Source organism: Psychroflexus sediminis, assembly GCF_900099815.1.
Taxonomy (GTDB): Bacteria; Bacteroidota; Bacteroidia; order Flavobacteriales; family Flavobacteriaceae; genus Psychroflexus; species Psychroflexus sediminis.
In genome coordinates this window covers 127,306-140,971 of sequence record NZ_FNCW01000007.1, presented here as the reverse complement: position 1 = coordinate 140,971, position 13,666 = coordinate 127,306, and the positions used below count along the sequence as shown (strand labels likewise).

The window sequence follows — 13,666 nt, the reverse complement described above, 5'->3', positions numbered from 1 at the left end:
TCAATTTTATCTATTCATGATCTTCGTCTTCTACTTCTTTCAGGACGAAGTCTTCCATGAATTTTGTCGTATAATTACCTTCCACATAATCTGGATGTTCCATCAATTGTATGTGAAATGGTATAGTGGTTTTGATGCCTTCTATAACAAATTCACTCAAAGCTCTTTTCATTTTGCTTATGGCTTCAGGTCTGGTTTGAGCAGTTGCTATAAGTTTAGCAATCATAGAATCGTAGTTTGGGGGTATGGTATAACCGCTATAAACATGAGTATCTACCCGCACTCCGTGACCACCAGGTAAGTGTAAAGTTTCTATTTTTCCCGGAGAAGGTCTAAAGTTATGGAAAGGATCTTCAGCATTAATCCTGCATTCTATAGAGTGTAATTTGGGATAGTAGTTTTTTCCGGAAATCGGTACACCAGCAGCGACCAAGATTTGCTCTCTTATCAGGTCATGGTCCACTACTTCATCGGTAATGGGATGCTCAACCTGGATTCGCGTATTCATCTCCATGAAATAGAAATCCCTATGCTTATCCACCAGGAACTCTATAGTTCCCGCGCCTTCATATTTGATGTATTCTGCAGCTTTCACAGCAGCATTTCCCATTTTTTCACGAAGTTCATCGGTCATAAAAGGAGAAGGGGTTTCTTCGGTAAGTTTTTGATGTCTCCTTTGTACAGAGCAATCCCTTTCAGATAAATGACAGGCTTTGCCTGTTTGGTCTCCGACGATTTGTATTTCGATATGGCGTGGCTCTTCGATAAGCTTTTCCATATACATATCATCATTTCCAAATCCTGCTTTGGCTTCTTGCCTGGCAGATTCCCAGGCAGCTTCGAGTTTATCTTCGCTCTTCACGGCGCGCATGCCTTTTCCACCACCGCCGGCTGTGGCTTTCAGCATAACCGGGTAACCGATTTTGTTTGCTACTTTTTTGCAGTCCTGGAAGTCTTTCAGAATACCTTCAGACCCTGGAACACAAGGAACACCAGCAGCTTTCATCGTAGCTTTGGCACTCGCCTTATCGCCCATTTTGCTTATCATATCGGGACTGGCTCCAATAAACTTGATGTCGTGCTCCTGGCAAATTTTAGAAAAAGCAGCATTTTCAGATAAAAACCCATATCCCGGGTGAATAGCATCGGCATTGGTTATTTCTGCAGCTGAAATGATATTAGGAATTTTTAAATAGGACTCACTACTTTGCGCAGGTCCTATACAAACAGCTTCATCTGCAAACCTTACATGTAAGCTTTCTTTGTCTGCTGTTGAATAAACGGCAACGGTTTTAATACCCATTTCTTTACAAGTACGAATGATTCGTAGGGCAATTTCTCCACGGTTGGCGATGAGAATTTTTTTAAACATAAATGTTTGTTTTGGTTAAAGAAAAAAATCTAAAACATCTGGCTTTCTTAAGAAGGATCTACCAAGAACAAAGGTTGATCATATTCTACAGGAGAGGAATCGTCCACTAAAACCTTAACTATTTTTCCGGAAACTTCACTTTCAATTTCATTGAAAAGTTTCATGGCTTCAATAGTACACAGCACATCACCTTCTTTGATTTCACTTCCAACTTCTACGTAGGTTTCTTTGTCTGGGGAAGGTTTTCTATAAAAGGTTCCAATAATGGGTGATTTTATAGTGACGTATTTGTCATCATCATTTGCCATTGGGGCGGGACTTTCTTGTGCAGCTACTGTTTGAGGCTGTTGTTGTTGACTTTGAACAGGAGCTTGTTGCTGTTGTTGCTGAGGCATGTTCATCGGAACTTGTTGTACATACATTCTGCCATCGTCTTCACTCCCTGTTTTGATAGTGATTTTCACATCGTCCATTTCAAGCTTTACTTCGCTTGCACCAGATTTGGCAACAAATTTAATTAAGTTTTGAATTTCCTTTAAATCCATAGTTTTTAGTTTTTAAGGGGTTAAGAGTTATATGCCCATTTCAAATATATGGAGCCCCATGAGAAGCCGCCACCAAATGCCGCAAATATAAGATTATCACCCTTTTTTAATTGTTTTTGGTAATCGCTTAATAATAATGGTAAAGTCGCGGAAGTTGTATTTCCGTAACGCTGTATATTCATCAATACTTTTTCAGAATCTAGATTCATCCGTTTATAAGTTGCATCGATTATCCGCTTATTGGCCTGGTGAGGAACTAACCAGTCTACATCGCTGCTAGTAAGATTATTTCTTTGCATAATTTCTTCACTTATACCTGCCATATTGGACACTGCAAACTTAAACACTGTTTTACCATCCTGAAACACAAAATGTTGTTTATTTTTCAGGGTTTCTTCAGAAGCCGGTAATAGTGAGCCTCCTGCACCAATTTTCAAAAATTCTCGACCTGTTCCATCGGTTCTTAAGATCTCATCCTGCAAACCTAAACCTTCCGTATTTGGGGAAAATAAGACGGCACCACCACCGTCTCCAAAAATAATGCAGGTGCTCCTGTCTGTATAATCTATTATAGAGGACATTTTATCAGCTCCGACAAGTAAAATATGCCTGTATTTTCCAGATTCAATATAAGAAGAGGCTGTGGACATTCCGTAAAGAAAACTAGAACAAGCCGATTGTAAATCGAATGAAAAAGCATTGACAGCACCAATTTCAGAAGCCAGATAAGCTGCAGAAGAAGCTACAGGCATGTCTGGTGTGGCAGTCGCAAAAATGACTAAATCAATCTCTTCCGGCTTAGTTGAGGTTTTACTGAACAAATCTTCACAAGCCTTAATCCCTAAAAAGGATGAACCTTGAAGGGGTGCTTTCAAAATACGTCGTTCTTTAATACCTGTTCTTGCGGTGATCCACTCATCATTGGTTTCTACCATGGTTTCCAGTATTTCATTGCTTAGAACATACTCCGGGACATATCCGCCTACTGCAGTAATGGCCGCTTTTATATCGCCCATATAAAATTATATTTCTTTTCCATCACTATTACAAACCCTATATAAGTTTGCAAATTAAGTGGTTTTTTCGTTGTTACCAAAAAGCCTGATAAGTTTTAATTAACAGATATCTAATTCAGTCTGCTTTTTATAAGCCTTTATTGATTAATCTTCAGTATACGATTAGAAAACCTTAGAAGGCCGAAAATAAATCGGCCTTCCAGGGTTTTTATAAGTTATAAATCGAATTTTATTCCTTGAGCAAGTGGAAGATCTTTGGTGTAGTTAATGGTATTGGTTTGTCGCCTCATATAGACTTTCCAGGCATCGGAACCAGATTCTCTTCCTCCGCCAGTGTCTTTTTCGCCTCCAAAAGCTCCTCCAATCTCTGCGCCAGAGGTGCCAATATTGACGTTGGCTATTCCACAATCCGATCCTTCAACAGATAAAAACAGCTCTGCCTCTCGGAGATTATTGGTCATGATGGCAGAAGATAATCCCTGGACAACTCCATTTTGGAGTTCGAGAGCCTGATCTACCTCACCAGAATATTTCATGATATAAAGGACGGGAGCAAAAGTTTCATGCTGTACAATTTCAAACTCATTTTTTGCCTCTGCAATGGCGGGTTTCACATAACATCCGCTTTCATATCCTTTTCCTTCCAAAACGCCACCCTCTACTAAAATTTTTCCGCCTTCTTTTTTCACTTCTTCTAAAGCGTGAAGATAATTTTTGACAGCATCTTTATCGATGAGAGGTCCTACATGATTGTTTTCATCCAAAGGATTTCCAATGCGAATTTGCTGATAAGCGTCTACAATAGCGTTTTTGACTTTATCGTAGATAGACTCGTGTATGATGAGTCTCCTTGTCGAAGTACAACGTTGTCCGCAGGTACCTACAGCTCCAAAAACAGCACCGATAACCGTGTTTTTGATATCCGCATCCGGAGTAACGATGATGGCATTATTTCCGCCGAGTTCCAATAAGGATTTTCCTAGTCGTTTGGCTACTGCCTGAGCAACAATCCTGCCCATTCTTATTGAGCCTGTCGCTGATACTAAAGGAATACGTTTGTCTTCAGTCATATATTCTCCTACCTTATAATCTCCTGTGATCAATGATGAAATTCCTTCAGGTACATTGTTTTCTTTAAAGACTCTAGCCGCTATTTTTTGGCAGGCGACAGAGGTTAATGGAGTCTTTTCAGAACCTTTCCAGATACAGGCATCACCGCAAACCCAAGCTAAAGCCGTATTCCAGGACCATACAGCTACAGGGAAATTGAATGCAGAAATAATACCAACGACTCCCAGGGGATGCCATTGTTCGTACATGCGGTGACCTGGTCGTTCAGAATGCATGGTTAATCCGTGAAGTTGTCTGGACAGACCTACTGCAAAATCGCAGATATCTATCATTTCCTGAACTTCTCCAAGTCCTTCCTGGTATGATTTACCCATTTCGTAGGACACCAATTTACCAAGCGGAGCTTTCAGTCTTCGCAATTCATCGTTGAATTGACGAACCACTTCTCCTCTTGCCGGAGCTGGCCAGGTTCTCCATTCTTTAAAACCTTTGTGAGCCGTGCTGGCCACTTTCTCATAATCTTCTTTTGTAGTGGCTTGTACTTTGCCAATTAAAGCACCATCTACAGGTGAGTAGGATTCTATAAATTCTCCACTGGAAAAAAAATCCTCCCCCACTGAAGTTCCTTTATTTTCGGCTTGGACATCGAGTTGCTTTAAAGCCTCGTCAATTCCAAATTCTTTTGAAATAGTACTCATTGTTTTGTTTTTTAATTTGAAACGAATTTATGAAAATTATATCAGCTCTTGGTTTAAGCTGTAAATCGTTCATCCACAGGCATGACCTCACCACAATTATCACAGGTCCTCAAGTCTTCACTGGAGTAGAATTCTTCGAAATGTTTTAAAAAATCCTTTTCGATATTATTGAGCGGGAAATAAACTTCATGTAATTTATGATTGCAATGATCACAATACCAGATCAAACCGTCCTTTACATCCAGATGACTTCGTTTTCGTTCGATAACCAGCCCGATAGACCCTTCTTTTCTTACTGGTGAATGCGGAGTTTTGGCCGGATGCAAATACATGTCCCCGGGCCCTAAAGTCATGGTTTTCTTTTTGCCATATTCCTGAATATGCACCTCGATCTCACCCTCCAGCTGATAAAATAATTCTTCGGTTTCATTATAATGGTAATCCTTACGGGCGTTGGGTCCGCCGACAATCATGACAATATAATCTCCAGAATCTTTATAGAGATTTTTATTGCCAACAGGGGGCTTTAGTAAATCTCGATTTTCTTTTATCCACTGATTTAGATTGAAGGGTTGTGAAACACTCATTTTTTTTAATTTGTTTTAAAAATAAGAAAAGACTCAGGATAAATTTCTCAGCTTAAGTTTAGATTAGCATTATTTGCTCCAGGATAGTTTTCCTCCTTTTTCAGAATCTACTTCAATCTTATAGTTTTTACCACCAGAAACAATCCATCTTACTTTTACAGTTCCCATTCCGGGAATATTCGAAACTCTCATAGTTTCCGGATTTTGAACTTGTTCTGTCGCTTTATTGAAATCATCATCTTCCACAATCATCCCCGCTACAACATCTGCATTGGAAATGCTTACCAGGTCCGGGCGTTCAATCTTATATTTTAAATCCTGGCTGCTGTGCGTCGGCATTAAGCGTTCATTATAAATGGTAGCTGTTATTTCCTTGAGACCATTGCCTATGGATTTCTCTTCTACGTTCAAAATGCTAAGCTTCGGCGTCTGGTAAGCATGATAAATGGTAAAAGCCATATTCCTGTGCGCGTCCTGTTCCAGAAGAAAGCCCGGATGTGCTCTTCCGAAATTCTTTTTGAAGCCTCCAATTTCAATCTTCCCAAATTGAGGGTGTTTATACTCTTTCCAGTCTACAAAAGCATCGCCAAAAGTCAAATATTTATCGACTTTCAGTTCTTCTTCCTGGTTGCCTCTTCCTTTATTTTCGTGAAAATACAGATAGGAAACCATGAGTTCATTGGTATAGGTATAAATTCCTCTGCCACCGTAAAACCAATCTAACTCACCGCCAAATACCGAATATAGATCTTTATAAACGGTGAGGTAACGATAGCCGGGAATCATCTCTTCACCTTTTTCTGCAATAGCATCGTAAATCTGAATATCTTCCTGGTTGTAAGTGTCGATATCTTCTTTTGCGCCAGGACCTCTTAGGATCATACCGCCGTAGTTATGATAACTTTGCGCACCGGCAATATTGGGATGTTTCATGACAAAGTCTGCAACAGCCCTGCTTTCAGGTAAACTGAACGGATATTTGTAAGCGCCACGCTGCACATAGTCCGGCTGCCACTTCCAGCCCCAGTCCCTGTTGGGGTCATAATAGCCAATGCCATCTTCATTTAGTTCCCCATCATTGTCATTGTCGATCCCTTCATACCCGAGCATTTCGTAGTCTCCCTGTTCCTCCATAGGAACTCTTATCAGGCGTCTGTTGTCCTGAGGATCTTTGATGTATTGCCCCGAGGGGGATTTACGAATCATGTAGGTAATGTGATTATCGTTGTTGAGGTCGTCAAAACCGTCTTCACCAGCTTTACCATCTCCGTCGTTGTCCAGAACTATCATCCCAGACCTTGGAGAATGCGGTGTGTTGGGCTCTTTCATATAATTATCTCTGGCATCCGGATTGATAGTTGGGACGATATAAAAGGTTTTATCTTTCAGCAGCTGGTTTATAAACTCCAATTCACCAAACATTTCCGTGAGGTACCAGGCGGTGTATAGTGAGAATTCAGCCCCTTGTATTTCATTGGAATGGATGTTACCATCGATGTACATCGCCGGTTTCTCATCCGGATCTCCAGTGTTGAAATCGGAAACAGCCAGCATATAAATATCTCGACCTTCGTAGGATTTCCCTATGCTTTCCATTCGCGTTAATTCTGGATAGGCATCGGCAATTTTCTCCATCAGATCCACAATTCCAGCATAGGTGTTGTAGCGATTCCAGCTGGCTTCTACTTTGGGTTGATGAGGGGTTCCTATAGCTCTAAAAAATTTTTCCTGAGCATGGGATACAGAGCCAAACATCACTAATATAGCTAAGGAAAAAAGAGAGGTATAATTGATAATTTTCATGACTTATAAGTTTATGTTTAATTCTGTGAAGCCGGTATGCGGCGCACCAGCTTTCAAGTTTACTTTTCCGTTTCCTTTTATAACCCAGGATAAAGTTTTAGTTTCCAAGGCTTCCATCCTGTCGATTAATTCTATGTTATTGCCTACAATAATATCGTCTTCTGATAGGTTAAGGTCAACTCTTATTTTTTTTAGCCAGCGCGAACGCTGACCTAATTCTGAATGTGAAGGCAAATTACCATTGTTGAGCAAGTCTACCGTAATTCGCTTCAGCCCGCCATTTAAGTCTTCCACCTTAAGGTTGTGAAACTCCAGCTTTTGTTGTTGCTGCGCCAGTTTCAGAATAAAATTAGTATGTTCTAAAGCAATACTATCCACTTTAGAAAATGGTGGGTTTTCCATCACAAAAGGTTTTACACCGCCAACTTCAACAGTTTGATTTTTAAAGCTGGGATGGTTGATTTTTTCCCATTCAATAAATACATTGTCCAGGTTTTCTTGCTCTGCCCATTTCAGGAAGTTTGAAACTTCCGTTTCCTTTATCTTTTTATCTGACGCAGAGGTCGTATCCTTTTTGGCTTCCGGAACCCACCAGCCTGGCGTGCTAAAACTCAGTCTTCCAAAATGGAAATAAGCCCACTGGAAAAAATCTCCATCGGTTCCATGATTATCCTGTTTGTAAGGCTTTTGAGAGATGCTTTCGTTGTAGATTTCTGAGATCATTTTATTGATAGCTACATCACCTTTCAAAGGAGAAGAAACGATTCTTTTTTTGGCTTCTTGTGCGTCATATTTCAGAGGAGATGACAGGTTATTTGCAGGTCCAAAAGTCACAAACGCATAAATGTTAAATTGCTTATAAAGATAATCCAGCAAGGCTCTGGTTTCTATTTGCGAAACCGCATAGTCTCCGGCTAGAGGTTCAAAGACCGGAAATTTGAAACTAAAAATTTTGTTGAAGGCATAAGCTTCTTTCAAGCCTTCATTGAATTTATCATCCTTGTCATTGTCAAAACCTTCAGAATATACTTGATATCGAGTGGCATCGGAGGAGGAAGTATCTACTTCCACCATCGCTCTAGCATCGTCTGGATGTGAAATGTATTTCCCAACAGGGCTTTCGATACGGATTTGGGTGATAAAACCATCATTGTTTAAGTCTTCATAAGGATCTTCGTTCATTCTGCCATCTCGATCGTGGTCCAAACTGGAGGCATTTCCCCGGCGCTCATATTTCAGCTGGTCATGGTATTGAGCGTAAGCTTCTGGAGACATATTAGGGAAGACATAAAAGGTGGTTCCATCCAGAACGTCAGCTTCCTCTGTTACAAGACGCTCGGCAAATTGCAAAGCGAGTTCTACACTCAAAACATGATAGCCTTCTACTCCCCCTACAACAGCAATAGCAGGTTTATTATCGAGATCACCCGTACCTATTTTAAGGGCATAAATGTCATTTCCTCCAAGGGTTTTGGTTAAAGTGGTCAGCTTAACCTTAGGGTGGTCATCCAGGGCTTTAAGGCGTTTGGATATCTGATTAAGATCCGGATAGTCTCCCTGGGAAAAAGCTAAGCTTTGAGCCAATATCAATACAATAATTGCTGTGATTTGCTTCATATTTAAAATTTTTCATAAAAATAACTTTATTTATCACAAAAAAAAATGAAAATTTGAGCAAGAGATATGTAACAATTTCATGGGGATAAAGACTTATTACAGAAACTTTACTAAATGACTACAAAGCAATTTTTAAGCCTTGAGTGGAAGCAGTTTAGGCGCTCTTCTTTTTTCGAAAAAGGGCTGGCTATTAAAATCTTGATGTTTCTAGGAGCGCTTTATTTTGCAAGTCTGGCTATTTTAGCGGGCGCCGGTATTTTTTTTCTTTTCAAAAAAGCAGTTCCAAATCAGGATCCTTTTATCCTTATCAATAATTATTTGATCTACTGGGTGCTTGGAGATCTGGCGCTTAGATATTTTATGCAGCAGTTACCTGTAATGAATATTAAACCCATGTTACTGCTTCCCGTAAAAAGACAGTCAGTTATTCAATTCTTACTTCTGAAAACTTCTTTTTCTTTTTTCAACATTTTACCCTTGTTGTTTTTTATTCCACTGGTTATTGTGTTGATGGTTCAAGGCTATAATCCAGTTATGGTTTTGCTTTGGTTTGCAGGGATTCTATCCATCAGCTTTTCAATTAATTTTTTGAATTTTATACTTAATAAAAACACTGCAGTATTTGTTGTTGTTATCGCTTTGCTAGCTTCTTTCATCGGCCTGAAATATTTTGGGGTCTTTGATATTTCTCCTTACACAGGAGTTTTCTTTCTTTCATTTTATAATCTGGGGTTTACCGTTCTTGTCCCATTAGCCCTGGTCTTGTTCCTGTTCAAAGCCAACTATAGATTACTCAGGAGTAATTTCTATGTGGACGGGGCGGTTCAGGCTAAAAAGGAAAAATTTAAAAATTACAATCTGGAGTTTTTAAACCGCTTTGGAACCCTGGCTACGTTTTTAAAAAACGATGTCAAAATGATTACCAGAAATGCCAGACCAAAACAGGTCTTGCTCATTTCTTTTTTCTTTCTCTTTTATGGCTTATTCTTTTTTACACAAGATATATATAAAGAGATGCCAGTAGTTATTGCTTTTGCCGGAGTCTTTGTGACAGGCGGATTCCTCATGACTTTTGGGCAACTGGTGCCTTCCTGGGATAGTGAGTATTACAAACTGATGATGAGCCAAAACGTGTCCTATAGACAATATTTAGAGTCCAAATGGTTGTTGATGGCTATTGGCTGTGCAGTGTCTTTTATATTGAGTACGCCCTATATCTATTTTGGCTGGGAGATTTATGTCATGATTGCCGCTGGAGCCTCCTTTAATATCGGGCTAAATTCATTTATTACTTTATATGGAGGTGCGCTTAATAGGGTCCCTATAGAGCTCAACCAAAAAGCGAAAGCCTTCAGCAATACTCAAGGTTTCAATCCAACCCAGTTACTCATCAGTTTGCCAAAAATCTTAGGTCCGATGATTATCTTTTATATACCTTATAAACTTATCAATTTCAATGCAGGTATTATTGCCTTGGCATTAAGCGGACTTTTAGGCTTGGTTTTCAAATCTTACTTTTTAAAACTGATAGAGAACCTGTATCAGAAGAATAAATACAAGACCATTTCAGCTTTTTCAGAAAAAAAATAAGGATATCTTATGGAAACAATTATTCAAGTTCAAAACTTATCTAAGAGCTACAAGGCCGATAAAGTGTTAGATATCGAAGCTTTAGACATTCCAAAAGGCCAGAGTTTTGGCTTAGTAGGGAACAACGGGGCTGGAAAAACAACGTTTTTCAGCCTGCTTTTGGATTTGATTAAACCTACAACTGGACAGATAGAAAATAAGGGGGTAGAGGTGAGTCAGAGCGAAGACTGGAAGCCTTTTACTTCCTCTTTTATCGATGAAAGTTTTTTGATAGGCTATCTTACTGCTGAAGAATATTTTTACTTTATAGGAGACTTACGCAATACCTCTAAATCTGAGGTGGATGAGCTTTTGGCGGAATTTGAAGACTTTTTTCATGGAGAAATTCTCAATCAGAAGAAATATTTGAGAGATCTTTCCAAAGGAAACCAAAAGAAAGCTGGAATTGTTGCGGCTCTTATCGGTAATCCTGAAGTGGTGATTCTCGATGAACCTTTTGCCAATCTTGATCCTACTACTCAAATTCGGCTTAAGAAAATCATTAAGGAACTGTCTTCTCAAAAACATGTGACTGTGCTGGTGTCCAGTCATGACTTGATGCACGTGACAGAAGTTTGTGAACGTGTAGTTGTTTTGGATAAGGGTCGAATTGTAAAAGATATTTACACCAGCGAAGCTACGCTTAAAGAATTGGAGCTCTATTTTGAGAGGTGATTTTCATTTCCAGAGTCTAAAAAGCCAGGGTTTATAAAATCTGCCTATTTTTACAGTTTTATACTATCACTCAAATTTTACAGTTATAAAGTCTAGCTTTATTTAGATGCGCATAAAATTTATTTTCTTAGTTCTCCTTGGTGTTACTGTGATAACTTCCTGTTCAAGAAAAAAAGATAAATTCTTGAACAAGAATTTTCATGCCATGACAACCTACTACAATATAGTCTATAATGGTAATCTAGAGCTTGAGCAGGGCAAAACAGAGGTTGAAAATGCCTATAAAGAAGATTACTGGGCGATTTTGCCAATTGAAAGAATGGCAATAAAGGCGAATCCATCACCAAATACAAGACAAAATTCTGATGATTCTGAAAACACCCCTTTTCAAAAGGCAGAGGAAAAAGCCACGAAGGCTATCCAAAAACACTCAATGTTTATGGGGGGAAAAGAATACAATCCACAGATAGATGAGGCTTTTTTGCTTTTGGGAAAAGCGCGCTATTTCGACCAGCGGTTTATCCCTGCCAAAGATGCTTTCAGTTTTATCTTGAATCATTATCCGGAAAGCTCTACCATCAATGAAGCTAAAATCTGGTTAGAAAAAACCAACTTAAGGCTCGAGTATTACGATATGGCTATTGAGAATTTGATTTCATTGATCCAAACCTCAGAATTATCGCCCTTAGAACAATACGAAGCTTCTGCAACGCTTGCTCAGGCATACATTTTTGAAGATGAAAAACGATTAGCTATTCCACCCTTAAGAATGGCTATTGAAGCGACACCTTCGGATGAAAAAAAAGGGAGGTTGCTTTTTATTAAAGGTCAGCTGTATTCTTTATTAGGTGAGAAAGACAGTGCCAGGGTAAGTTTTGATGAGGTTATTGCCTTAAACAGAAAGTCGCCACGGCGTTATAAAATTCATTCCGAACTGGAGAAACTGAGGCTTGGCGATCTTGAAAATACAGCTTGGGCTGAGACCGAAATGGCTTTTCAGGAGATGGCAGACCAAAGGGAAAATCGTCCTTTTTTAGATTATATATATTACGACAATGCTATTTTTAGGTTAGCGAAAGATTCGGTTGGACTTGCTATAGAAAAATTCAATGAATCTTTAAGACAAGACGCTGAGGATAAGTATTTGAAAAGCAGAAGTTATTTCAATCTTGGTGAAATTTATTTTGATAAAGCTTCTTACGAGACCGCTGGCAAGTATTATGACAGTACTTTAACCAATCTAGCGCAGGGAACTTTAGAATATATTCAGATTAAAAGAAAAAGAGATAACCTAGAGGACGTCATCAAGTTTGAAATAATCGCCGAAGAAAATGACAGTATTTTAAATTTAGTCGAGGCATCGGAAAAAGAGCGAATTAAGGTTTTTACCGCTTATATAGATGAACTTAAAGAAGAAGAAAAAAGTGTCTTTGCTGAAGAAACAGGGACCAAGTTAGTCAATTCTAGATTCGGTGCTCAAAAGAGCCGAATTGGTGGTAAAGCACCGAACACCACCAATTTTTACTTTTACAATATTGTTGAAGCAGAAAAGGGAGAAATAGTCTTCAGGAAGATTTGGGGAGATATTGAGTTGAGGGATAGCTGGAGGACCAAGCCTGTAAAAAGAGCTGGTCTGGAAAATGATAATGAAGAGATTTTCAGGGAAGAAACGGAATCAAAACCAGAATATGATCCGCAAACCTATATCGCAAAAATTCCAACCGATGAAAACATTATAGATAGCATCTCTGATGAGAGAAACTTTGCAAATTATCAACTCGGTATCCTTTATAAGGAGAAATTTGGAAGATATGATCTGGCTATTTCAAAATTAAACTCTCTGCTGGAGAACGGTCCTGAGGAACGCCTCATCTTACCATCAAAATACTATCTCTACAAGATTTATGAAGAAATGGGTGATGATGCTATGGCCAGCCGGTGGAAAGCTGAAATACTGAATCAGCATCCGGATTCCAGGTACGCTAGTATTTTGAGAAACCCCGAAGCTTACAGAAATGCGGCCGATAATCCGCAAAATATTTATAATGCATTATACAAGGATTACAAATCTGGAAATTATCAGCACGTCTTAAATGAAATTGATACTTATGTCAAAGTCTTTGTGGGAAACTCAATCTTGCCAAAACTAGAACTTCTCAAAGCTCGGGTGCTGGCTAAACTAGAAGGGGTAAAAGCATATACAGAAGCGCTTAATTACGTAGCCTTAACCTATCCGCAATCTAAAGAAGGCAAGTACGCACAAGAACAGTATAATGAATTAAAAAGAACCTCTTTTGCTTCAGAATTTGACATGCAAACCGGTCCGGATACGGAATACATGTTGGTATTTGATTTTGATAAAAGCAGCATTAAAGATTCTAAACGTGAAGAAGTTAAGAGCAATTTGTCCGTCGCTATTCAAAATGAAAAAGGTCTTGATTTGAGTCTTAGTGAAGAGATCTATAATCAAAATCAAACCCTGGTCACGATAAATGGTCTAAAAAGTAAACTTGGAGCGCAGGGATTGGTCAATAAGTTAATAAAAAATGCTATTATTGATGAAAATTTCACTTATTTTGTGATATCCAAAAAAAATTATAAGATTGCTCAGATTAATAAAACCCTAGATGAATATTTAGCAAAAAACAAATAA

Annotated in this window: 10 protein-coding genes; 3 read left to right on the top strand and 7 right to left on the bottom strand. The window is 38.9% G+C overall.

Annotation, left to right across the window (positions count from 1 at the left end):
- Nucleotides 1-10 precede the first annotated feature (10 nt).
- The 7 genes from accC to BLP81_RS08575 all read right to left on the bottom strand — a co-directional run bounded on the left by accC (nucleotide 11) and on the right by BLP81_RS08575 (nucleotide 8,709).
- Entirely contained in the window at nucleotides 11-1,372 is a 1,362-nt protein-coding gene (gene accC, locus BLP81_RS08605; protein ID WP_093368047.1) for an acetyl-CoA carboxylase biotin carboxylase subunit, read from the bottom strand.
- Between the two features lie 47 nt (nucleotides 1,373-1,419).
- Nucleotides 1,420-1,917 carry an acetyl-CoA carboxylase biotin carboxyl carrier protein gene (accB, locus tag BLP81_RS08600; RefSeq protein ID WP_093368046.1) on the bottom strand — a complete coding sequence of 166 codons (498 nt, stop codon included), beginning with the start codon at nucleotides 1,915-1,917 and terminating at the stop codon, nucleotides 1,420-1,422.
- A gap of 20 nt (nucleotides 1,918-1,937) precedes the next feature.
- Nucleotides 1,938-2,933, bottom strand: a complete 996-nt coding sequence (locus BLP81_RS08595; protein ID WP_093368045.1) for a beta-ketoacyl-ACP synthase III — start codon at nucleotides 2,931-2,933, stop codon at nucleotides 1,938-1,940.
- Nucleotides 2,934-3,148: 215 nt separating this feature from the next.
- A complete protein-coding gene (gene amaB / locus BLP81_RS08590) occupies nucleotides 3,149-4,702 on the bottom strand; it encodes an L-piperidine-6-carboxylate dehydrogenase (RefSeq protein ID WP_093368044.1) in 1,554 nt (517 codons plus the stop codon).
- Between the two features lie 53 nt (nucleotides 4,703-4,755).
- The gene (locus tag BLP81_RS08585; RefSeq protein ID WP_093368043.1) at nucleotides 4,756-5,289 is read right to left on the bottom strand and encodes a 3-hydroxyanthranilate 3,4-dioxygenase; all 534 of its coding nucleotides are present in this window, start codon (nucleotides 5,287-5,289) and stop codon (nucleotides 4,756-4,758) included.
- 69 nt (nucleotides 5,290-5,358) lie between these two features.
- Nucleotides 5,359-7,092, bottom strand: coding sequence for a M14 family metallopeptidase (locus BLP81_RS08580; RefSeq protein WP_093368042.1), 1,734 nt, complete (start codon nucleotides 7,090-7,092; stop codon nucleotides 5,359-5,361).
- Between the two features lie 3 nt (nucleotides 7,093-7,095).
- Entirely contained in the window at nucleotides 7,096-8,709 is a 1,614-nt protein-coding gene (locus BLP81_RS08575; protein WP_093368041.1) for a M14 family metallopeptidase, read from the bottom strand.
- A gap of 114 nt (nucleotides 8,710-8,823) precedes the next feature.
- On the opposite strand from BLP81_RS08575, the gene BLP81_RS08570 reads away from it, so the two are divergent.
- The 3 genes from BLP81_RS08570 (at nucleotide 8,824) to porW (ending at nucleotide 13,666) form a co-directional block, all read left to right on the top strand.
- The gene (locus BLP81_RS08570; protein WP_093368040.1) at nucleotides 8,824-10,299 is read left to right on the top strand and encodes a DUF5687 family protein; all 1,476 of its coding nucleotides are present in this window, start codon (nucleotides 8,824-8,826) and stop codon (nucleotides 10,297-10,299) included.
- A 9-nt stretch (nucleotides 10,300-10,308) separates the two neighbouring features.
- A complete protein-coding gene (locus tag BLP81_RS08565) occupies nucleotides 10,309-11,013 on the top strand; it encodes an ABC transporter ATP-binding protein (protein ID WP_093368039.1) in 705 nt (234 codons plus the stop codon).
- Nucleotides 11,014-11,119: 106 nt separating this feature from the next.
- Nucleotides 11,120-13,666 carry a type IX secretion system periplasmic lipoprotein PorW/SprE gene (porW, locus tag BLP81_RS08560; protein WP_143002821.1) on the top strand — a complete coding sequence of 849 codons (2,547 nt, stop codon included), beginning with the start codon at nucleotides 11,120-11,122 and terminating at the stop codon, nucleotides 13,664-13,666.

What these genes read in the sequence shown, in the direction of transcription:
- accC (WP_093368047.1), bottom strand. Translation starts at nt 1,372, where the DNA reads ATGTTTAAAAAAATTCTCATCGCCAACCGTGGAGAAATTGCCCTACGA.
- accB (WP_093368046.1), bottom strand. Translation starts at nt 1,917, where the DNA reads ATGGATTTAAAGGAAATTCAAAACTTAATTAAATTTGTTGCCAAATCT.
- BLP81_RS08595 (WP_093368045.1), bottom strand. Translation starts at nt 2,933, where the DNA reads ATGGGCGATATAAAAGCGGCCATTACTGCAGTAGGCGGATATGTCCCG.
- amaB (WP_093368044.1), bottom strand. Translation starts at nt 4,702, where the DNA reads ATGAGTACTATTTCAAAAGAATTTGGAATTGACGAGGCTTTAAAGCAA.
- BLP81_RS08585 (WP_093368043.1), bottom strand. Translation starts at nt 5,289, where the DNA reads ATGAGTGTTTCACAACCCTTCAATCTAAATCAGTGGATAAAAGAAAAT.
- BLP81_RS08580 (WP_093368042.1), bottom strand. Translation starts at nt 7,092, where the DNA reads ATGAAAATTATCAATTATACCTCTCTTTTTTCCTTAGCTATATTAGTG.
- BLP81_RS08575 (WP_093368041.1), bottom strand. Translation starts at nt 8,709, where the DNA reads ATGAAGCAAATCACAGCAATTATTGTATTGATATTGGCTCAAAGCTTA.
- BLP81_RS08570 (WP_093368040.1), top strand. Translation starts at nt 8,824, where the DNA reads ATGACTACAAAGCAATTTTTAAGCCTTGAGTGGAAGCAGTTTAGGCGC.
- BLP81_RS08565 (WP_093368039.1), top strand. Translation starts at nt 10,309, where the DNA reads ATGGAAACAATTATTCAAGTTCAAAACTTATCTAAGAGCTACAAGGCC.
- porW (WP_143002821.1), top strand. Translation starts at nt 11,120, where the DNA reads ATGCGCATAAAATTTATTTTCTTAGTTCTCCTTGGTGTTACTGTGATA.